20 protein-coding genes and 1 rRNA gene (1 of these 21 running past the window's edge) are annotated in these 18759 nt (G+C 61.3%); 8 read left to right on the top strand and 13 right to left on the bottom strand.

The window, feature by feature from the left end:
• Nucleotides 1-577, bottom strand: a 16S ribosomal RNA gene (locus ABMD26_RS13865); it reaches 960 nt to the left of the window's first position.
• Nucleotides 578-1092: 515 nt separating this feature from the next.
• Nucleotides 1093-2292: a tyrosine--tRNA ligase gene (gene tyrS, locus ABMD26_RS13860; protein WP_354310159.1), complete on the bottom strand. Its 1200-nt coding sequence runs from the start codon at nucleotides 2290-2292 to the stop codon at nucleotides 1093-1095.
• 210 nt (nucleotides 2293-2502) lie between these two features.
• Here tyrS and ABMD26_RS13855 point away from each other — a divergent pair, with 210 nt between their 5' ends.
• Nucleotides 2503-3966, top strand: coding sequence for a peptidoglycan DD-metalloendopeptidase family protein (locus ABMD26_RS13855; protein ID WP_320523612.1), 1464 nt, complete (start codon nucleotides 2503-2505; stop codon nucleotides 3964-3966).
• 3 nt (nucleotides 3967-3969) lie between these two features.
• Nucleotides 3970-5061, top strand: a complete 1092-nt coding sequence (locus ABMD26_RS13850; protein WP_134723505.1) for an anhydro-N-acetylmuramic acid kinase — start codon at nucleotides 3970-3972, stop codon at nucleotides 5059-5061.
• A 61-nt stretch (nucleotides 5062-5122) separates the two neighbouring features.
• On the opposite strand, the gene erpA is transcribed toward ABMD26_RS13850, so the two are convergent.
• Nucleotides 5123-5473 (bottom strand): iron-sulfur cluster insertion protein ErpA, encoded by a 351-nt coding sequence (erpA, locus tag ABMD26_RS13845; protein ID WP_043192502.1) that lies wholly within the window; start codon nucleotides 5471-5473, stop codon nucleotides 5123-5125.
• A 141-nt stretch (nucleotides 5474-5614) separates the two neighbouring features.
• Entirely contained in the window at nucleotides 5615-6649 is a 1035-nt protein-coding gene (gene argC / locus ABMD26_RS13840) for an N-acetyl-gamma-glutamyl-phosphate reductase (protein WP_056845330.1), read from the bottom strand.
• Nucleotides 6650-6783: 134 nt separating this feature from the next.
• On the opposite strand from argC, the gene hemJ reads away from it, so the two are divergent.
• The 4 genes from hemJ (at nucleotide 6784) to coq7 (ending at nucleotide 9174) form a co-directional block, all read left to right on the top strand.
• Nucleotides 6784-7209 (top strand): protoporphyrinogen oxidase HemJ, encoded by a 426-nt coding sequence (hemJ, locus tag ABMD26_RS13835; protein WP_043192500.1) that lies wholly within the window; start codon nucleotides 6784-6786, stop codon nucleotides 7207-7209.
• A gap of 96 nt (nucleotides 7210-7305) precedes the next feature.
• Nucleotides 7306-8079 (top strand): SDR family NAD(P)-dependent oxidoreductase, encoded by a 774-nt coding sequence (locus ABMD26_RS13830; protein WP_354310155.1) that lies wholly within the window; start codon nucleotides 7306-7308, stop codon nucleotides 8077-8079.
• Nucleotides 8080-8148: 69 nt separating this feature from the next.
• Nucleotides 8149-8487, top strand: coding sequence for a histidine triad nucleotide-binding protein (locus ABMD26_RS13825; RefSeq protein WP_049862388.1), 339 nt, complete (start codon nucleotides 8149-8151; stop codon nucleotides 8485-8487).
• Nucleotides 8488-8526: 39 nt separating this feature from the next.
• The gene (gene coq7, locus ABMD26_RS13820; RefSeq protein ID WP_056845328.1) at nucleotides 8527-9174 is read left to right on the top strand and encodes a 2-polyprenyl-3-methyl-6-methoxy-1,4-benzoquinone monooxygenase; all 648 of its coding nucleotides are present in this window, start codon (nucleotides 8527-8529) and stop codon (nucleotides 9172-9174) included.
• Nucleotides 9175-9234: 60 nt separating this feature from the next.
• On the opposite strand, the gene ABMD26_RS13815 is transcribed toward coq7, so the two are convergent.
• A complete protein-coding gene (locus ABMD26_RS13815) occupies nucleotides 9235-9657 on the bottom strand; it encodes an OsmC family protein (protein ID WP_043192495.1) in 423 nt (140 codons plus the stop codon).
• A gap of 200 nt (nucleotides 9658-9857) precedes the next feature.
• Between ABMD26_RS13815 and crp the strand changes: the two genes are divergently transcribed.
• The gene (crp, locus tag ABMD26_RS13810; RefSeq protein WP_134723507.1) at nucleotides 9858-10496 is read left to right on the top strand and encodes a cAMP-activated global transcriptional regulator CRP; all 639 of its coding nucleotides are present in this window, start codon (nucleotides 9858-9860) and stop codon (nucleotides 10494-10496) included.
• 10 nt (nucleotides 10497-10506) lie between these two features.
• On the opposite strand, the gene ABMD26_RS13805 is transcribed toward crp, so the two are convergent.
• The 7 genes from ABMD26_RS13805 to rpe all read right to left on the bottom strand — a co-directional run bounded on the left by ABMD26_RS13805 (nucleotide 10507) and on the right by rpe (nucleotide 16800).
• Entirely contained in the window at nucleotides 10507-11196 is a 690-nt protein-coding gene (locus tag ABMD26_RS13805) for a lipoate--protein ligase family protein (protein WP_354310151.1), read from the bottom strand.
• 43 nt (nucleotides 11197-11239) lie between these two features.
• Entirely contained in the window at nucleotides 11240-12040 is an 801-nt protein-coding gene (gene trpC / locus ABMD26_RS13800) for an indole-3-glycerol phosphate synthase TrpC (protein WP_354310149.1), read from the bottom strand.
• Nucleotides 12037-13086, bottom strand: coding sequence for an anthranilate phosphoribosyltransferase (trpD, locus tag ABMD26_RS13795; protein ID WP_049862396.1), 1050 nt, complete (start codon nucleotides 13084-13086; stop codon nucleotides 12037-12039). The genes trpC and trpD overlap by 4 nt, the downstream gene beginning before the upstream one ends.
• A gap of 9 nt (nucleotides 13087-13095) precedes the next feature.
• Nucleotides 13096-13695 carry an aminodeoxychorismate/anthranilate synthase component II gene (locus ABMD26_RS13790; RefSeq protein ID WP_134723511.1) on the bottom strand — a complete coding sequence of 200 codons (600 nt, stop codon included), beginning with the start codon at nucleotides 13693-13695 and terminating at the stop codon, nucleotides 13096-13098.
• Between the two features lie 77 nt (nucleotides 13696-13772).
• Nucleotides 13773-15251: an anthranilate synthase component I gene (gene trpE, locus ABMD26_RS13785; RefSeq protein ID WP_049862398.1), complete on the bottom strand. Its 1479-nt coding sequence runs from the start codon at nucleotides 15249-15251 to the stop codon at nucleotides 13773-13775.
• 59 nt (nucleotides 15252-15310) lie between these two features.
• Nucleotides 15311-16129 (bottom strand): phosphoglycolate phosphatase, encoded by an 819-nt coding sequence (locus ABMD26_RS13780; protein ID WP_354310146.1) that lies wholly within the window; start codon nucleotides 16127-16129, stop codon nucleotides 15311-15313.
• Nucleotides 16126-16800 (bottom strand): ribulose-phosphate 3-epimerase, encoded by a 675-nt coding sequence (gene rpe, locus ABMD26_RS13775; protein ID WP_056845321.1) that lies wholly within the window; start codon nucleotides 16798-16800, stop codon nucleotides 16126-16128. Before rpe ends, ABMD26_RS13780 begins: the two co-directional genes overlap by 4 nt.
• Nucleotides 16801-17014: 214 nt before the next feature.
• Between rpe and ABMD26_RS13770 the strand changes: the two genes are divergently transcribed.
• Nucleotides 17015-17959, top strand: coding sequence for an alpha/beta hydrolase family protein (locus ABMD26_RS13770; RefSeq protein WP_354310143.1), 945 nt, complete (start codon nucleotides 17015-17017; stop codon nucleotides 17957-17959).
• A 32-nt stretch (nucleotides 17960-17991) separates the two neighbouring features.
• Here the strand turns inward: ABMD26_RS13770 and ABMD26_RS13765 are convergent, their stop codons facing one another.
• Nucleotides 17992-18759, bottom strand: coding sequence for a DnaJ domain-containing protein (locus tag ABMD26_RS13765; RefSeq protein WP_354310141.1), 768 nt, complete (start codon nucleotides 18757-18759; stop codon nucleotides 17992-17994).

Genomic DNA, 18759 nt, shown 5'->3' with positions numbered 1-18759 from the left:
TACGCGCGCTTTACGCCCAGTAATTCCGATTAACGCTTGCACCCTCTGTATTACCGCGGCTGCTGGCACAGAGTTAGCCGGTGCTTATTCTGTCGGTAACGTCAAGACAGCAAGGTATTCGCTGACTGCCCTTCCTCCCAACTTAAAGTGCTTTACAATCCGAAGACCTTCTTCACACACGCGGCATGGCTGGATCAGGCTTTCGCCCATTGTCCAATATTCCCCACTGCTGCCTCCCGTAGGAGTCTGGACCGTGTCTCAGTTCCAGTGTGACTGATCATCCTCTCAGACCAGTTACGGATCGTCGCCTTGGTGAGCCATTACCTCACCAACTAGCTAATCCGACCTAGGCTCATCTGATAGCGCAAGGCCCGAAGGTCCCCTGCTTTCTCCCGTAGGACGTATGCGGTATTAGCGTTCCTTTCGAAACGTTGTCCCCCACTACCAGGCAGATTCCTAGGCATTACTCACCCGTCCGCCGCTGAATCAGGAAGCAAGCTTCCCTCAACCGCTCGACTTGCATGTGTTAGGCCTGCCGCCAGCGTTCAATCTGAGCCATGATCAAACTCTTCAGTTCAATACTGCAATTGGGTTTTGAGAAAACCCTATAAACTTGGCTCAGCAATCGCAAACTCGAGCCCGAAGGATCGAGGTAACTCTTCGATTTCTCGTGGAGTTGTTGTGATGCTGATAATCTTGTTGACTAACAGTCTTAACTCACAAGCACCCACACGAATTGCTTGATTCAATTGTTAAAGAGCGGTGGGTTGATTCTTTCGTCTCAACCGAGGCGCGCATTCTACGCTGGCCTCACATTTTGTCAAGCGTTTATTTCGAAGTATTTTTCCAGAAACCTGAACAACTTCAAACACTTGACTCGCTTCGATCACTCGTCAGCGGGAGGCGAATTCTACAGCGTTTCAAACCGCTGTCAACTGCCTTTTTCACCGCCTCCGACCTTGAAGATCGAAGCGCTTCCTCACTGCCTGAACGACTAACTCATTGATTAACAAAGCGTTTATCGTTTCGGCTGCGCCGGAAGTGGGGCGAATTATAGACACTTCGAACTCGCCGTCAAGCCCTTGTTTTGAATTATTCGGTTTTCAGCGTAATACGGGCGAAGGCCTTCTTGCCGGCCTGTACTACATGGGTTGCGCCCAGCGGAAAGATGAATGCGCGGTCTACTACAGCACCGTCGACGCGAACACTTCCGGCATTGAGAAGGTCGCGCGCGCCTGCGGCGTTCTTGACCAGCGCTGCCTTATTAAGGATAGCCGCGATGGGCATGTCTTCAGTGGCTGCTACATCCACCTCCGGCAGATCCTCTGGCAGCTCACCATCCTTCATGCGGTTGCCCGCCGCCTTGTGGGCGCTCTGTGCCGCTTCCTCGCCATGGAAGCGTGCAACGATCTCCTCGGCCAACTTGATCTTGATGTCACGCGGGTTGGCGCCGGCTTCCACATCCGCCTTGAAAGCGTCGATCTCATCCATGCTGCGGAAGCTGAGCAGCTCGAAGTAACGCCACATCAGGGCATCGGGGATGGAGACCAGCTTGCTGTACATGATGCCGGGCGCTTCCTGAATGCCCACGTAGTTGCCCAGCGACTTGGACATCTTCTTGACACCGTCCAGGCCCTCCAGCAACGGCAAGGTGACGATGCACTGGGCATCCTGACCATAAGAGCGTTGCAGCTCACGCCCCATCAACAGGTTGAATTTCTGATCGGTACCGCCCAGCTCGACGTCTGCCCGCAGGGCGACGGAGTCATAACCCTGGACCAGGGGATAGAGGAACTCGTGAATCGCGATCGGCTGGTTGCTGGTGTAGCGCTTGTCGAAATCATCGCGCTCGAGCATGCGGGCCACGGTGTACTGCGAAGCCAGGCGAATGAAGTCAGCTGGGCTAAGGACGTCCATCCAGGTGGAGTTGAACGCCACTTCGGTTTTGGCAGGATCCAGGATCTTGAACACCTGAGCCTTGTAGGTTTCGGCATTCTCCAGCACCTGCTCACGCGTCAGCGGTGGACGTGTGGCGCTCTTGCCACTGGGGTCACCGATGGAGCCGGTGAAGTCACCTATAAGGAAGATGACCTGGTGACCCAGCTCCTGGAACTGCCGCAGCTTGTTGATCAGCACGGTGTGGCCCAGGTGCAGATCCGGGGCGGTGGGATCGAAGCCTGCCTTGATACGCAGGGGCTGACCGCGCTTGAGCTTCTCGACCAGTTCGGATTCGACCAGCACCTCTTCAGTGCCGCGCTTGATCAGCGCCAGCTGCTCTTCAACAGACTTCATATAAGGTCCTACAACGCTCGGATTCAAAAGGCTCAACGATACAAGATCACGGGTCAAATACAAGGCGCGGGCACAGATGTGACTCATTGGCGCCAAGCAAACGTCTGCGAGCTTGCTTTGGAGGGGTTTTGGTTATATTTTATACAGTTATTTCATCTTCATCATGTCATTCATCTCATCTTTCCATCTTTAAAAGTCAAAAAATCACCTATGACCAAGCAACCGCCTAAAGCGCCGCCGCTTTATCCGAAGAGCCACCTCGTGGCTGCCAGCGGCCTGGCCGCCCTCCTCAGCCTTGCCTTGCTGGTGTTTCCTTCCAGCGATGTAGAAGCAAAACGCACGAACATGAGCCTGGAGATGCCGGCTCCCGTCGAACAACTCAAGGACGCCGAACAAGACACCCCGGTTGCTCCGATCGCCGAGCAGGCAGCCCCTGCACCCTTCGCCCAGATTGAAACCCCTGCCTCGACCGACACCGAGCACGCCGCACAGCCATCCGAGCATCCAGCCCCCCACGTTGCTGCAACCAAGGAAGCATCCGCTGCCAAGGAAGTCGCTGCCGCGAAGAAAGAGCCGGGACATCGTCAGGTGGTGGTTGCCAAGGGCGACACGCTTTCCACGCTGTTCGAGAAGGTCGGTTTGCCGGCGTCGACCGTGGCCGAAGTCATAGGCAGTGACAAGAAGGCCAAACAGTTCACTCAGCTCAAGCGTGGACAACTGCTGGAATTCGAACTGTCGCCGGAAGGCGAATTGCTCAGCCTGCACAGTAAGGTCAGCGACCTGGACACCATCCGGCTGACCAAGGCTGGCGCGGGTTTCGCCTTCGAGCGTGAAACCAGCAAGCCGGTGACTCGTGAAGCGTATGCCCATGGCGTAATCAAGAACTCGCTGTCGCAGTCAGCCGCGCGTGCCGGGCTGTCCCATAGCCAGACCATGGATATGGCCAGCATCTTCGGATATGACGTGGACTTCGCTCAGGATATTCGCCAGGGCGATGAGTTCGACATCATCTACGAGCAGCGTGTACTCAACGGCAAGGTCATCGGTACCGGAGGCATTCTCGCTGCGCGCTTCACCAACCGCGGCAAGACCTATACCGCAGTGCGCTATACCAACAAGCAGGGCAACAGTAATTACTACACCGCCGATGGCAACAGCATGCGCAAGGCGTTCATCCGTACCCCGGTGGACTTTGCCCGCATCAGCTCGCGTTTTTCGATGGGCCGCAAGCATCCGATTCTGAACAAGATCCGTGCGCACAAGGGCGTTGACTATGCTGCGCCGCGCGGTACGCCGATCAAGGCGGCCGGTGACGGCAAGATCACCTTGGCCGGTCGTCGTGGCGGCTATGGCAACACCGTGATCATTCAGCACGGCAACAGCTACACCACGCTGTACGGACACATGCAGGGCTTCGCCAAAGGCATCAAGACCGGTGGTAGCGTCAAGCAAGGCCAGGTGATCGGTTACATCGGTACCACCGGTCTGTCGACAGGTCCGCATCTGCACTACGAGTTCCAGGTAAACGGCGTACACGTCGATCCTCTGGGCCAGAAGCTGCCAATGGCTGACCCGATCGCCAAGTCCGAGAAACAGCGCTTCAACCAGCTGAGCCAGCCGCTGATGGCGAAGATGGACGTAGAGCGCAGCACCCTGCTGGCGAGCAAGCGCTGAGCCATGGCGTACTACCTTGGGGTCATGTCCGGCACCAGTCTCGATGGGCTGGACATCGCCCTGATCGAGCAGGATCAATCCACTCGGCTCGTGGCAACACACTACGTGCCCATGCCCGAGGCATTGCGCAGCCAGCTACTGGAACTGTGCGCCAGCGGGCCGGATGAAATCGCTCGAGCTGCCGTCGCCGAAAACCAATGGGTAGCACTGGCAGCCGATGGCATCTCTGCCTTGCTGGCCTCACAGCATCTTGCACCTGCCGACATCCGAGCGATTGGTAGCCACGGACAGACCGTGAGGCACGAGCCAGCTCGGGGCTTCACCGTACAGATCGGCAATCCGGCGTTGTTGGCGGAGCTGACGCAGATCACCGTCGTGGGCGATTTTCGCCGACGCGATGTAGCCGCCGGCGGTCAGGGTGCACCCTTGGTTCCGGCCTTCCACGAAGCGCTGTTCGGTGCCGAAGGTGAGGCGCGTGCGGTGCTCAATGTGGGTGGCTTCAGCAATCTCAGCCTGATCGGCGGCAATCAGCCAGTAAGCGGTTTCGACTGCGGACCTGGCAACGTGCTGATGGATGCCTGGATTCAGCTCAAGCGTGGCCAGGACTATGATCGAGCAGGCGCTTGGGCAGCGACCGGTACGCTGCAACCGCATTTGCTGAGTGCTCTGCTAAGCGATCCATTCTTCGCTGGCAGCGGCCCGAAGAGCACGGGGCGCGAGGTGTTCAACCTGAGCTGGCTGCAACGACACCTGGACAGCCTTCCTGCGTTCGACGACGCCGACGTTCAAGCAACGCTTCTGGAGCTGACCGCGCAAAGCATCGTACAGTCGCTGCGTGTCGCCCAGCCGAGCACTCATGCACTGCTGGTGTGCGGTGGCGGCGCTCACAATCAGGCCCTGATGGCGCGACTGCAAGCCTTGCTGCCGGGGACTCGGGTCGAGAGCACGGCAGCGGCGGGTGTCGATCCGGACTGGGTCGAAGCCATGGCTTTTGCCTGGCTGGCTGATTGCTGCCTGCAAGGCGTTGCGGCCAACCGGCCCAGTGTGACCGGCGCGCGAGGCCTGCGCGTGTTGGGCGCCATCTACCCGGCGTGAAGCTGGATACCTGAAACGCAAAACGCCGTGCAATTGCACGGCGTTTTTCATGGGTGTTGGATCAAATCGAGAAGGACTGACCGCAACCGCAGGTGGTGCTGGCGTTGGGGTTGTTGATCACGAAGCGCGAACCTTCCAAGCCTTCCTGGTAATCGACCTGTGCGCCGGCCAGGTATTGGAAGCTCATGGGATCGACCACGAGACTGACGCCTTCGCGCTCGACGATGGTGTCGTCTTCGGCAACGTCTTCATCGAAGGTAAAGCCATACTGGAAGCCCGAGCAGCCGCCACCGGTGACGAAGACGCGCAGCTTGAGGCGATCGTTACCCTCTTCATCGACCAGGGTCTTGACCTTGATGGCAGCCCCTTGGGTGAATTGCAAAGCCATGGGGGTAAAGGATTCGACGCTCATGTAGAAGTTCTCCCGGCGTACGCCGTCATAATGCTCAATGGCGGCATTATCCTCTTCTCCTACGAAAATGGTCAAGAATTAGCCAGTGGCTAAAGCAAAGAGGCCCGCAATGCGGGCCTCTGGGCGATGCTGCGGAAATGGTCAGGGCAGCATGCCGGCGTGGGACAGACCGAAGCGTTCGTCCAGACCGAACAGGATGTTCATGTTCTGCACGGCTTGGCCCGACGCGCCTTTGACCAGGTTGTCGATGACCGAAAGCACGACCACCAGGTCGCCACCCTGGGGGCGGTGCACGGCGATGCGGCAGACGTTGGCGCCGCGCACGCTGCGGGTTTCGGGGTGGCTGCCGGCCGGCATGACGTCGACGAAGGGTTCATCGGCGTAGCGTTCTTCATACAGCGCCTGCAGATCGACCGATTTGTCGACGACCGTGGCATACAGTGTGGAGTGGATACCGCGGATCATGGGCGTGAGGTGGGGGACGAAGGTCAGACCCACCTCACCACCGGCGGCCCGACGCAGGCCTTGGGTGATTTCGGGCAGGTGACGGTGGCCCTTGACCGCATAGGCCTTCATGCTTTCGCCAGCTTCGCAGAACAGTGAACCTACGCTGGCGCCGCGACCCGCGCCACTGACGCCCGACTTGCAGTCGGCGATCAGACGCGTGTTGTCGGCCAGTCCAGCCTCGAGCAGCGGCAGGAAGCCCAGCTGGGTGGCCGTCGGATAGCAGCCTGGCACGGCGATCAGGCGCGCCTGGCGGATCTGCTCGCGGTTGACCTCGGGCAAGCCATAGACGGCATCGGCCAGCAGCTCGGGCGCACCGTGCGGCTGACCGTACCACTTGGCCCATTCATCGGCATCCTGCAGGCGGAAGTCGGCGGACAGGTCGATGACCTTGGTACCCGCCGCCAGCAGCTCGCCGGCCAGGGCGTGGGCGACACCGTGGGGCGTGGCGAAGAACACTACGTCGCAGGCACCCAGGGTCTTGATGTCAGGGACGCTGAACGCCAGGCCGTCGTAGTGACCGCGCAGGTTGGGGTACAGGTCGGCAACCGGCAGGCCAGCCTCGGATCGGGAGGTGATGACCTCTACCTGCGCCTGCGGATGCTGCGCCAGCAGACGTAGCAGTTCGACTCCGGTGTAACCCGTGCCGCCGACGATACCGACCTTGACCATACACTGCCCTCTTCACGATGCGACTGGAAAGCCTTCGATGATAGGGGCCTGGGGCTTGAGTCACAACCGTTGAGATGACGCGAACGCCGACAGACTCTACTATCGACGCTACCGTGAACCTGAGAAGACCAAAAATGCTTTATCTATGGATCAAGGCTCTGCATATCGTCAGCGTTGTCTGCTGGTTTGCCGGGTTGTTCTACCTGCCTCGTCTGTTCGTCTACCACGCACAGAGCGAGGACACCGTCAGCCGCGAACGCTTTGCCGTCATGGAGCGCAAGCTTTACCGCGGCATCATGACCCCGGCGATGATCGCCACGTTCGTCTTCGGTATCTGGCTGATTGCACTGTCGCCGGGCTGGATGAGCCAGGGGTGGATGCATGCCAAGCTGACCCTGGTCATATTGCTGACCGGCTACCATCACGTGTGCGGCGCGCAGATGAAGCGCTTCGCACGTGGCGAGAACAAACGCAGCCATGTGTACTACCGCTGGTTCAACGAAATTCCAGTGCTGATCCTGCTGGCTGTGGTGATCCTGGTGGTGGTCAAGCCGTTCTGAGGTCACGCACAAGCTGCGAGCCCAAATGTGGACGCGCGCGGTAGAATGCCCATATGAAACCGCGCCAGCTTGCCTGGCGGGGGTATGGAGAATTCGATGACCCGTTATGCCATGATCACAGGCGCGTCGGCAGGCTTGGGCCTGGCCATGGCCGAAGCCCTGGCCAGGCGTGGGCGCAGCCTGCTTCTGGTAGCGCGCCAGCGTGACCAGCTTGAAATCATTGCCGCTGAACTGACGCAGCGCTTTGGTGTGGAAGTATTGTTTCGTGCCTGCGACCTGGGCGAACCCCTGCGGCTGTCGGGGTTCCTGTTGGAGCTTGAGGAAAGCGAACGCCAGATCGACCTGTTGGTGAACTGCGCGGCCGTGCGCTCCTATGGGCACTTTCTGGCTCAGGACTGGAGCCATGAACAGGATCTGATCGAACTGAACGTTCTAGCCCTCACCCGCCTCTGTCACGCCTTGGGCAATGCGATGGCCGTGCAGGGTGGTGGGCAGATCCTGAATGTCGCCTCACTGGCCGCCTTCCAGCCCGGACCATGGATGAGCAGCTATGCGGCGAGCAAGGCCTATGTGCTGCATTTTTCAGAAGGGCTGCGCGAGGAACTCAAGCAGACCGGGGTGAAGGTTTCGGTGCTGTGTCCTGGACCGGTACGCTCCAGCCAGCGGCGCATTCCGCGCCTGGCGAACAGCTCGCAGGTGCTGGACCCCGAGCAGGTAGCGCTGCAGACGGTACGAGCGCTGGCCCGCAATCGCGCGGTGATCGTGCCTGGGCGGCGCAATGCCTGGCTGGCCAGGGCTCCGCGGCTGGGCTCACGGTGGCTGACGCGCATCGTGAGTGGATGGATCAACAAGGCTTTCGCCCCCCATTGAAGCCGGCAAGGCTGGGCGCTGGGCACAAGCCTCAGTACACTGAACCTTCGACTGCCATGGAGATGCATTGTGGATACTTTGTTTACCAAGATCATCAACCGGGAGATTCCGGCCAAGATCATCTACGAGGATGACCAGGTACTGGCCTTCCACGATATCGCGCCACAGGCCCCGGTGCATTTTCTGGTCATCCCGAAAAAACCCATCCGCACGCTCAACGACTTGACCGAAGACGACAAGGGCCTGGCTGGACATATCCTGTTCACCGCCCAGCGGCTGGCCAAGGAACTAGGCTGCGAAGAGGGCTTTCGGGTGGTCATGAACTGCAACGAACTGGGCGGTCAGACCGTCTACCACATACACATGCATGTACTGGGACAGCGCCAGATGAACTGGCCACCCGGTTGAGCGGCAATCATGCAGGCCAGGTTTTCAACGGAGGTGCCCATGGCTACCCAGCGTCACTACTCGCCCATTGATCGTTTGCTGCTGCAGGCCGATACGGCCATGCGCACGCTGTTACCGTTCAGCGGACATCCATCGCGACCCTCGCCGGCGCTCGTCCAGCCCGAGGTGACGATGGACAAGCAGCAGAGTCGGCACGTGGCCGGCCTGATGCGCATCAATCACACCGGTGAGGTCTGCGCTCAGGCGCTGTATCAAGGCCAGGCCCTGACCGCGAAGCTGCCCCAGGTGCGCAAGGCCATGGAGCATGCGGCCGAAGAGGAAGTGGACCACCTGGCGTGGTGCGAGCAGCGCATTCGGCAACTGGGCAGCCACACCAGTGTGCTCAATCCGTTGTTCTACGGCATGTCGTTCGGTATTGGCGCGGTAGCGGGCGTCATCAGTGACCGGGTGAGCCTGGGTTTCGTGGCAGCGACCGAGCATCAGGTGGTCAAGCATCTGGATGAGCACTTGCTGCAACTGCCCGCCGAAGACGTCAAGTCGCGGGCGATCCTGGCGCAGATGCGCAGCGATGAACAAGCCCATGCCGAATCGGCCCTCGACGCTGGTGGGGCCAGGTTTCCGGCGCCGTTGCGCTTTGGCATGAGCCTGTTGGCCAAGGTCATGACCAAGAGCACCTACCGGATTTGATTGTTTGCGGCAGATAGAACAGGGGCGCTCGATGAGCGCCCTTTTCATTTGTTCTGGAAGTCAGCCCAGTTCGACGATTTCGTAGTCATGGGTGATGTCCACGCCGGCGCGACCTAGCATGATGGATGCCGAACAATACTTCTCCGCCGACAGCTCCACCGCACGCTTGACCTGAGCTTCTTTCAGGCCGCGGCCCTTGACCACGAAGTGCAAGTGGATCTTGGTGAAGACTTTCGGGTCTTCCGTGGCGCGTTCGGCTTCCAGAAAGGCTTCGCAGCTTTCGATGGGCTGGCGCGATTTCTTGAGGATGCTGACCACGTCATAGTTGCTGCAGCCGCCCAGGCCCAGCAGCAGCATTTCCATGGGGCGCACGCCGAGGTTGCGGCCGCCGCTCTCGGGAGGTCCGTCCATGACCACGACATGGCCGCTACCTGACTCGCCCAGAAACATGGCCTCGCCGGCCCACTGAATACGCGCCTTCATCTTTCCGGACTCCCGTGTTCATAAAGCGGGTGAGCTTAACACAGCGCACCTGTAACAATTCGCGAGGTCGAAACGGTCAAATCCCACGTTCTGCAGTCAAATGCCGTGTGACCACACTATGTGTCTGATAAGCTGACGCCAATGTACTGGCGTATTGCCGTGATTCATGCAAGATCGATTGCCCTTTCCGGAACCAAGCCATGACTGCTGCCGCGCACAAGATCAAGAACCTCGAAAAGCTGCTCGCGCAAGGTCAGCGCCATCGATTTGCCGCGAAGACCACGCTGATCGCGGCCGGTGCCCGGGATGACACCCTTTCGCTGATTCTCAAGGGCTCGGCAACAGTGATGATCGAGGCCGAGGAAGGCCGGGAGTTGGTGATTGCCTACCTCAATGCCGGAGACTTCTTTGGTGAGCTGGGCCTTTTTCAGTCAGCCCATGGCGCACAGGCACACGATGCCTGGGTACGTGCCAAGACCGAATGCGAAGTGGTGCAGATCAGCTACACCGCGTTTCGCGAATTGGCTCAGCAGGAGCCGGACATGCTCTATGCAGTGGGTGGGCAAATGGCGCAACGTCTGCGCGACACCACGCGCAAGGTGGGCGACCTGGCGTTCTTCGATGTGACTGGGCGGGTAGCTCGTTGCTTGCTGGATCTGTGCAAGCAGCCCGACGCCATGACTCACCCCGACGGCATGCAGATCAAGATCACGCGTCAGGAAATCGGCCGCATCGTGGGTTGTTCACGGGAGATGGTCGGGCGGGTTCTCAAGGACCTGGAAGAGCGCAGCGTGGTCCACGTGAAGGGCAAGACCATGGTGGTGTACGGAACCCGCTGACCCGTCAGGCTCAGGCCAGTGCTGTTAGCATTTGGGTATAGGCCACTTGCAGCTCGTCGATCAGATCCGGTGCGGGATGACGCTCGTGCAGTGCTATATGGCTGGAGGCCTTGACGCGCTGCTCCAGCCCACACTGCTGATTGAACAGATTGACGGCGGCCGCCATCGATTCGCGCTCGTCCTCCATCAACATCGCCCCGTGAACCAATACCACCGGACGCGTGCCGCTCAGGCCCTGGCGCCAGCGCTGTGCCGTGCCCACCCATTTGCGGCCGTCGAGATTGACGTTGAAGCGGCCATCGCAGAAGGCGCCTTCTATTTCGCCCAGTGACGCGCTGCCACCAAGGCGCTCGAGGGCATCGAGCAAGGGCTGGCACAGGCGGCGGTAGGCCGTTTCGATACGGTGTTGGTCGCCTTCCTGCTGCGGGGCGACATACACCAGCGCGACGTTGATCGTCGAGGGCGACTGTGGCACCGGTTCGCCGCCTGTCTCGCGCAGCAGCACGGGCCAGCCGCTGGCAGCCGATGCGAGGCTGGCCTGCTCGAAGCCATCGAGGCGGCTCATGCGTCGCGGCATCACCAAGGTGCGATCGGTGGGGCACCAGAACAGCAGGCCCCATGCCTGCTCGCCCTTGCAGACGCTGCCGAGCAGATCCTGCTCGGCGCGCAAACCCTGTTCCGTAGGCAAATGCTGAAGCATGGGGCGAGACTCGTGCGAAGTGAAGGCCCAGACGGCCGTTGGATCAGGGGAAGAACAGGCGCTGCAGTTCCGTGCCTGGATCTTCGGCGCGCATGAACGCTTCGCCGACCAGGAACGAGTAAACCCCGTTGATTTCCATGAGCTGAACATCGGCACGATTGAAGATGCCGCTCTCGGTGATCACCAGGCGATCGCGCGGGATACGCGGCAGCAGATCGAGCGTGGTTTCCAGGCTGACGTCGAAGGTGTGCAGGTTGCGGTTGTTGACGCCGACCAGCGGGGTGTCCAGGGTGTTCAAAGCACGCTCCAGTTCATCGCCGTCGTGGACTTCGACCAGCACGTCGAGGCCAACGTCCTTGGCCACTGCGGCCAGCTCGGCCATTTGCGCATCCTGCAGCGCCGAGACGATCAACAGGATGCAGTCCGCCCCCAATGCGCGCGCTTCGACCACCTGATAGGGGTCGATCATGAAGTCCTTGCGGATCACCGGCAGCTGGCAGGCAGCGCGCGCCTGTTGCAGGTACAGGTCGGCCCCCTGGAAAAAGTCGATGTCGGTCAGTACCGATAGGCAGGTAGCGCCGCCTTTCTCGTAGCTGGCCGCGATGTCGGCGGGTACGAAGTGCTCGCGGATGACACCTTTGCTGGGCGAGGCTTTCTTGACCTCGGCAATGACCGCTGGCTTCTTCGAAGCGGCCTGGGCGATCAAGGCCTGGGCAAAACCACGCGGCGCATCGGCTGCGGCGGCAAGGCGCTCGAGTTCGGCCAGGCCGACTCGTTCGCGACGCTCGGCCACTTCCTGCGCCTTGCGCGCCAGTATGTTCTCTAACACCGTAGGCACGCTCATGCTTCGTTCTCCTGCTTGAATACAGCGGTAAAGGCACCCAGCTCCTCGAGCTTTTCGCGGGCCAGGCCGGTGTGCAAGGCATCGTGCGCCATGGCCACGCCCTCTTTCAGGCTGCTCGCCACATCGGCCGCGTACAACGCCGCACCGGCATTGAGGACGATCATTTCGGCGGCTTTCTCGCCATGTTCGGTCTTGCGCCGACCCAGCGCATCGCGGATCAATTCGAGCGAAGCCGCCGGGCTGTCGACCACTAACCCGTGCAAGCTCTGGCTCTTGATGCCAAGGTCTTCGGGCTCGACCCAGTATTCGGTGACTTCGCCATCCTTGAGCTCGGCGACGAAGGTTGGGGCGGCCAGGCTGAACTCGTCCAGACCGTCGCGCGAATGCACCACCAGTACGTGTTTGCTGCCCAGGCGCGCCAGCACTTCGGCCAGCGGTCGACACAGGGCCTGGGTGAACACACCCACCACCTGATGCTTGACGCCTGCCGGATTGGTCAAGGGCCCGAGCATGTTGAACAGGGTCCTAAGGCCCAGATCGCGGCGCGGGATGGCTGCGTGTTTCATGGCGCTGTGATGAGCCTGGGCGAACATGAAGCCGATGCCGACGCTGTCGATGCAGCGGGCGACCTGAGTGGCGTCCAGGTTGAGGTAGACGCCGGCAGCTTCGAGCAGGTCGGCACTGCCGCTCTTGCCCGAGACCGCGCGGTTGCCATGCTTGGCCACCGTGCAACCGGCCGCCGCGACGACCAGTGCCGAGGCAGTGGACACGTTGAAGATGTTGGCGCCATCGCCACCGGTGCCGACGATGTCGACCACCTTGTCCAAGGTCCGCAGTTCGACCTTGCTCGCCAGCTCGCGCATCGCCGACACGGCGCCGACGATCTCGTCGATGGTTTCGCTTTTCATGCGCATGCCCATCATGAAGGCGCCGATCTGCGCTTCGCTGCATTGGCCGGTCATGATGTCGAGCATCACCGTGCGCATTTCCTCGGTGCTCAGGTCCAGCTGGCTGACGATACGGGTCAGCGCGCTCTTGATATCCATGGGTATTCCTTAGCCCTGGCGGCTGCCGCCGGTCTGCTTGAGAAAGTTGGCGAACAGCTCGTGGCCTTGCTCGGTCAGGATCGATTCGGGGTGGAACTGCACACCCTCGACATTCAAGGTCTTGTGCCGCAGGCCCATGATCTCGTCCACCGTGCCGTCTTCGTGTGTGGTCCAGGCCGTCAGCTCCAGGCACTCGGGCAGGGTCTGCGCCTTGACCACCAGGGAGTGATAGCGGGTGACGGTCAATGGGTGGCTGAGACCTTCGAATACACCCAGGTCGGAGTGGGTGATCGGGCTGGTCTTGCCGTGCATGACCTGCCGAGCACGCACCACGTCACCGCCGAAGGCCTGGCCGATCGACTGATGGCCCAGGCAGACGCCGAGGATGGGCAGCTTGCCGGCAAAGTGGCGAATGACGTCGAGGGACACACCGGCTTCGTTGGGTGTGCAGGGCCCAGGCGAAACGACGATACGCTCCGGGGCCAGGGCCTCGATTTCGGCGATGGTCAGTTCATCGTTGCGGATGACCTTGACGTCAGCGCCAAGCTCGCCCAGGTACTGGACGACGTTGTAGGTAAAGGAGTCGTAATTGTCGATCATGAGCAACATGGTGCTTAACCTCTCGAATCTGCTGACGGGTCACCGGTTGTCTGGAACCGGTGAACACTGGCTTGCCGGGTCCGGTATCAGTCTGGCGATTGCTCGGCCAGGGCCACGGCCTTGAACATGGCGCGACGCTTGTTCAGCGTTTCTTCCCATTCCAGGGCAGGCACCGAGTCGGCCACGATGCCGCCGCCAGCCTGCACGTGCAGTTCACCGTTCTTGATGACCGCGGTACGGATGGCGATCGCGGTATCCATGTTGCCGTTCCAGGCGAAGTAGCCGACCGCACCGCCGTAGACACCGCGTTTGACCGGTTCCAGCTCGTCGATGATTTCCATGGCGCGGATCTTCGGGGCACCGGACAGGGTGCCAGCCGGCAGGATGGCACGCAGGGCGTCCATGGCGGTCAGGCCCTGCTTGAGGTGGCCGGTCACGTTGGACACGATGTGCATCACGTTGGAGTAACGCTCGATGACCATCTTCTCGGTCAGCTTCACCGAGCCGACTTCCGATACCCGGCCCACGTCGTTGCGGCCCAGGTCGATCAACATCAAGTGCTCGGCGATCTCCTTGTCATCGGACAGCAGATCGACTTCCAGCGCATGGTCGGCTTCTTCGGTCGCGCCGCGCGGGCGGGTTCCGGCAATCGGCCGTACGGTGATCAGGTCGTCCTCGACCCGTACCAGCACTTCGGGCGAGCTGCCGACCACGTGGAAATCGCCGAAATTGAAGAAGTACATGTAGGGCGTTGGGTTGAAGCAGCGCAACGCGCGGTACAGATCGATCGGCGCTGCCTTGAAGTCGATGGACATGCGCTGCGAAGGGACCACCTGCATGACGTCGCCCGCCAGGATGTATTCCTTGATGGTGTCGACGGCGCCTTCGTAGTCGGACTGGGTGAAACTGGAACGAAACACCGGGTCGGCAGCCTGCGGACGATTGAAGTCCAGCCCGCGGCGCGGCGCAATGGGCTGGCGCAGGCGGTCCATCAGGGCTTCGAGCTGATCGCGGGCCTGCTCGTAGGCATCGGCCTGCGCAGGATCGGCCAGGACGATGGCGTGCATCTTGCCAGCCAGGTTGTCGAACACCACCACGGCATCGGAGACCATCAACAGGATGTCCGGAACGCCCAGCGGATCCGGGTTCGGGCACTGGCCCAAACGCTTCTCGACGTAACGCACGCAGTCATAGCCGAAATAGCCCACCAGGCCACCATTGAAGCGTGGCAGGCCGGCGATGGTTGGCACGTTGTAGCGGGCTTTGAAGGTCTCGACGAAGGCCAGCGGGTCTTCGACATCGCAGGCTTCGATCTCGACGCCGTCGCAGGTCACGCTGGCATGGTAGCCGTGCACACGCAGGACGGTGCGGCACGGCAGGCCGATGATCGAGTAGCGGCCCCATTTCTCGCCGCCCTGCACCGATTCCAGCAGATAGGAATTGGGCTGGTCGGCCAGTTTCAGGTAGATGGACAGGGGTGTATCGAAGTCGGCCAGGGTTTCGTGGGCCATCGGGATACGGTTGTAGCCTTCGGCGGCCAGGCGCAGGAATTCTTCGCGGGTCATGATTCAGCCTCGTGATGGAGGGGTCGAACGGTCTGTGGGCAAACGCTGGAACGGGAAAGTCAGGCGCGCCAACGCCAGCGGGCCAAGGCCTTGATGACTTTCATCCAGAGTTTGCGAGTGACCACCACGATGGAATCTCTATGAGCGGGGGAGTTGCCGTGGGCCAACGTTATCCCAGTGGCCGGATCGAAGCAACCAGGCATCAGTGCGCGCAGATCGTCGATCACCAGTGCCGGTGATTCCTCGGCGATCGGTCGGCCATGGTTGTAGCCGTAGCTGAGCGCGATACAGTTCACGCCCGCAGCCTTGGCGGCTTGCACGTCACTGCGCGAATCGCCGATGAACAAGGCGTGCTGCGCCTTGACCTTGGCCATTTTCATGACGAACAACAGGGCTGCCGGATCGGGCTTCTGCTGGGGTAGCGTATCGCCGCCGATGATCCACTTGAAATAGCGTCCCAGGCCCATCTGGTCCAGCAGGGGCGCGACGAAGCGTTCCGGCTTGTTGGTGATCAGGGCCATCTTCACGCGCTTCTTGTGCAGCCATTTGAGGGTTTCGTGCACGCCCGGGTACACCTGGGTCAAAGCATGATTTGCGGCATAGGCCGCCGAGAACAGCTCCAGGGCGTGCTCGGTTTGCGCCTCGTCGATGTGCGCGTGATCGAAGCTACCTGCAAGGGCGCGGCGAACCAGCACGCGGGCACCGTTGCCGATCCATTCGCGCACGGCTTCAATTCCGACCGGTTCGCGGCCCAGCTGGGCCAGCATGGTATCGACGGCGGCTGCCAGATCAGGCACCGAGTCCACCAGGGTGCCGTCCAGATCGAACATCACCAGGCGCGGCAGGCTGCCGGGAAACAGCCGCTCCAGGGCGCTCATGAGCGGGCCAGCGTCAGTTCCGTGCGCATTTGCTCGATCACATGGCGGTAGTCGGGCGCGTTGAAGATAGCGGAGCCGGCGACAAAAGTGTCGGCACCGGCTGCGGCTATCTCGCGAATGTTGCCCACGTTGACGCCGCCGTCGATTTCCAGGCGGATGTCGCGCCCGCTGGCGTCGATCAGGGCGCGTGCTTCACGCAGTTTGTTCAGGGTGCCGGGAATGAACTTCTGGCCGCCGAAACCGGGGTTGACGCTCATCAACAGGATCATGTCGACCTTGTCCATGACGTATTCGAGCAGGTTCAGCGGGGTTGCCGGATTGAAGACCAGACCGGCCTTGCAGCCGCCTTCGCGGATCAATTGCAGCGAGCGGTCGATGTGCTGGGTCGCTTCGGGGTGGAAGGTGATGTAGCTGGCACCCGCCTCGATGAAGTCACCGATGATGCGGTCGACCGGGCTGACCATCAGATGGACGTCGATGGGCGCACTGATACCGTACTTGCGCAGCGCCGCGCAGACCATCGGGCCGATGGTGAGGTTGGGGACGTAGTGGTTGTCCATCACGTCGAAGTGGACGATATCGGCGCCCGCGGCGAGTACGTTATCGACTTCCTCGCCCAGGCGGGCGAAATCCGCAGAGAGGATGGACGGGGCAATTGCGAAGGGCTGCATGGCGCACCTATTCAGGCTGGAATCACGGTGGCGCGCATTGTAGCTCAGGTGCGATGGGCGGGCGAATCGCGCTGGAACGCATTGCAGAACCGGGGGCGGAGCAAAGGGGGAACATTCGCTGTGAACGACCTTTGCGTGGATGGCACTAAGCTATAGGCTTGGAATTTCAACCGGTGTCGAACACAAGAATCATTGATCTGGACGGAAAGTACCGATGAAAGCTGTTCACATCAGAGCGGTCTGCCTGGCATTGCTCGTTCCGCTGCACGGCGTTGCGCTGGCCGAGGACGCCGTACCGGTCAAGGAAGCGGCGGATGTTCGTCAACCTTTGCCTGAGCGCAGTGCAGAGGATGCTCAGGCACTGGAACGTCAACTGCCTGCCAGCGAGCAGCAACAGTTGCAGGCCGGCAGCGATGAGTTCCTGTCGCTGTGGCGTCCGGCCAATACTGCCGATGCGCAGGGTACGGTCATCATCGTGCCAGGTGCCGGGGAAACCGCGGACTGGCCGCAGGGCGTGGGGCCCTTGCGGCGCAAGTTGCCGGACGCCGCGTTCAACAGCTTGAGCCTCAGCTTGCCGGACCTGGTCAGCCAGATGCCTTCGGCCAGGCCAGCCGAGAAGCCGCCACTGCCAGTGACTACCGAAACCCAGGCGACGCCGCCGGATGCCGGCGCCGGGGTGGAAAAGGCCACAGCGCAGGATGCCGAAGCGGCCAGCCCCGAGGTGCAGTTGCAAGACCCGATGAAGGTGGACGCCGAGCGCATCTTTGCGCGCATCGAAGCAGGCATCGCTTTTGCCCAGCAACACAACTCGCGCAGCATCGTATTGGTGGGCCATGGCAGCGGTGCCTACTGGGCGACCCGCTACATGGCCGAACGGCAACCTGCACACGTCCAGCGACTGGTGTTGGTGGACACGCGCACGCCGGACAATGCACCCCAGCAGATCGACGAGTTGGCCGCACTGCTCAAAGTGCAGACCACGGACATTTTCTACAGCGATCGTCAGGCGGCGGCCGCTGCTGCGCAACTGCGTCTGCAAGCCAGCAAGCGCAACAAGGGCGCGGTGTATTCCCAGGTTTCGCTCAAATCGCTGCCGGACAGGGATGCACAGGCCGAGCAGTTGTTCCGGCGGGTCAAGGGTGCCTTGAGCGCACAGTAGACGATTGCGCGCTCGCCAGCGGACCGGGCCCATCAACGCAGATCGCGACGCTCGCGGATCAGGCTGTAGGCGTTGTGCAGCTCACGGGTGCGGTCGGTCGCCTCGCGAATCTGCGTCGGGGTTGCGCCGCTGCCTACCAGCTTGTCAGGGTGATGTCGGCTCAAGAGGCGCCGGTAGGCGCGTTTGATCTGATCCGGCTCGGTGGTCGAGGAAACTCCCAGCAAACGCATCGCCTCTTCGTAGGCACCGCCACGCTTGGTCACCGGTCTGTGGCGCGGCTCGTAGTCCTGCCCCAGCCCCTGCACGCGCGCCGACGACCAGCCCAGCCACTTGCCCCAGGTGACCACCAGCTCGCGTTCGGCGGTTCCGGCGCGACCATCGGCCCAGACCATCCGCCAGCAGGCACGCAGCATGCCTTCGGCGGAATTGGGTTGATGCTTGAGGCGCAGCAGGTGCCCGCGCAACTGATCACCCCCCGCCTTGCCCCGATTGAATGCACCGATGGCGCGGCGACGTGCCTGCTCGTTGAGGTTCAAAGAGCGCATTTCCAGGCGCGCCTGCTGGATATGCGCCGCCACCACCTGGCCTTCGGCCTTGGCCACCCGACCCAGCAGTACGAACAACAATTCTTCGTCGCGCAGCACCGACTTGCCTTTGAGCCGATCCAGCAACTCCCCCCACGTCTTCAACCTGAGGTGGCGATCAAGCACCTGACCAAGCACCAGGCCCAGCAGCGCCCCTGGAATGTCGGCGATGGCATAACCTGCCGCTGCGCCGGCTACCGTTGCGGGCCACAGCAT

Source organism: Pseudomonas sp. PvP001 (assembly GCF_040546375.1).
GTDB classification, from domain to species: Bacteria; Pseudomonadota; Gammaproteobacteria; order Pseudomonadales; family Pseudomonadaceae; genus Aquipseudomonas; species Aquipseudomonas coleopterorum.
The sequence above is the reverse complement of the archived record's forward strand: the minus strand, read 5'-3'. Positions and strand labels throughout refer to the sequence as shown.

Bases quoted from the DNA above. Each gene is read 5' to 3' on its own strand.
- tyrS (WP_354310159.1), bottom strand. From the start codon at position 2,292: ATGAAGTCTGTTGAAGAGCAGCTGGCGCTGATCAAGCGCGGCACTGAA.
- ABMD26_RS13855 (WP_320523612.1), top strand. From the start codon at position 2,503: ATGACCAAGCAACCGCCTAAAGCGCCGCCGCTTTATCCGAAGAGCCAC.
- ABMD26_RS13850 (WP_134723505.1), top strand. From the start codon at position 3,970: ATGGCGTACTACCTTGGGGTCATGTCCGGCACCAGTCTCGATGGGCTG.
- erpA (WP_043192502.1), bottom strand. From the start codon at position 5,473: ATGAGCGTCGAATCCTTTACCCCCATGGCTTTGCAATTCACCCAAGGG.
- argC (WP_056845330.1), bottom strand. From the start codon at position 6,649: ATGGTCAAGGTCGGTATCGTCGGCGGCACGGGTTACACCGGAGTCGAA.
- hemJ (WP_043192500.1), top strand. From the start codon at position 6,784: ATGCTTTATCTATGGATCAAGGCTCTGCATATCGTCAGCGTTGTCTGC.
- ABMD26_RS13830 (WP_354310155.1), top strand. From the start codon at position 7,306: ATGACCCGTTATGCCATGATCACAGGCGCGTCGGCAGGCTTGGGCCTG.
- coq7 (WP_056845328.1), top strand. From the start codon at position 8,527: ATGGCTACCCAGCGTCACTACTCGCCCATTGATCGTTTGCTGCTGCAG.
- ABMD26_RS13815 (WP_043192495.1), bottom strand. From the start codon at position 9,657: ATGAAGGCGCGTATTCAGTGGGCCGGCGAGGCCATGTTTCTGGGCGAG.
- crp (WP_134723507.1), top strand. From the start codon at position 9,858: ATGACTGCTGCCGCGCACAAGATCAAGAACCTCGAAAAGCTGCTCGCG.
- ABMD26_RS13805 (WP_354310151.1), bottom strand. From the start codon at position 11,196: ATGCTTCAGCATTTGCCTACGGAACAGGGTTTGCGCGCCGAGCAGGAT.
- trpC (WP_354310149.1), bottom strand. From the start codon at position 12,040: ATGAGCGTGCCTACGGTGTTAGAGAACATACTGGCGCGCAAGGCGCAG.
- trpD (WP_049862396.1), bottom strand. From the start codon at position 13,086: ATGGATATCAAGAGCGCGCTGACCCGTATCGTCAGCCAGCTGGACCTG.
- ABMD26_RS13790 (WP_134723511.1), bottom strand. From the start codon at position 13,695: ATGTTGCTCATGATCGACAATTACGACTCCTTTACCTACAACGTCGTC.
- trpE (WP_049862398.1), bottom strand. From the start codon at position 15,251: ATGACCCGCGAAGAATTCCTGCGCCTGGCCGCCGAAGGCTACAACCGT.
- ABMD26_RS13780 (WP_354310146.1), bottom strand. From the start codon at position 16,129: ATGAGCGCCCTGGAGCGGCTGTTTCCCGGCAGCCTGCCGCGCCTGGTG.
- rpe (WP_056845321.1), bottom strand. From the start codon at position 16,800: ATGCAGCCCTTCGCAATTGCCCCGTCCATCCTCTCTGCGGATTTCGCC.
- ABMD26_RS13770 (WP_354310143.1), top strand. From the start codon at position 17,015: ATGAAAGCTGTTCACATCAGAGCGGTCTGCCTGGCATTGCTCGTTCCG.
- ABMD26_RS13765 (WP_354310141.1), bottom strand. From the start codon at position 18,759: ATGCTGTGGCCCGCAACGGTAGCCGGCGCAGCGGCAGGTTATGCCATC.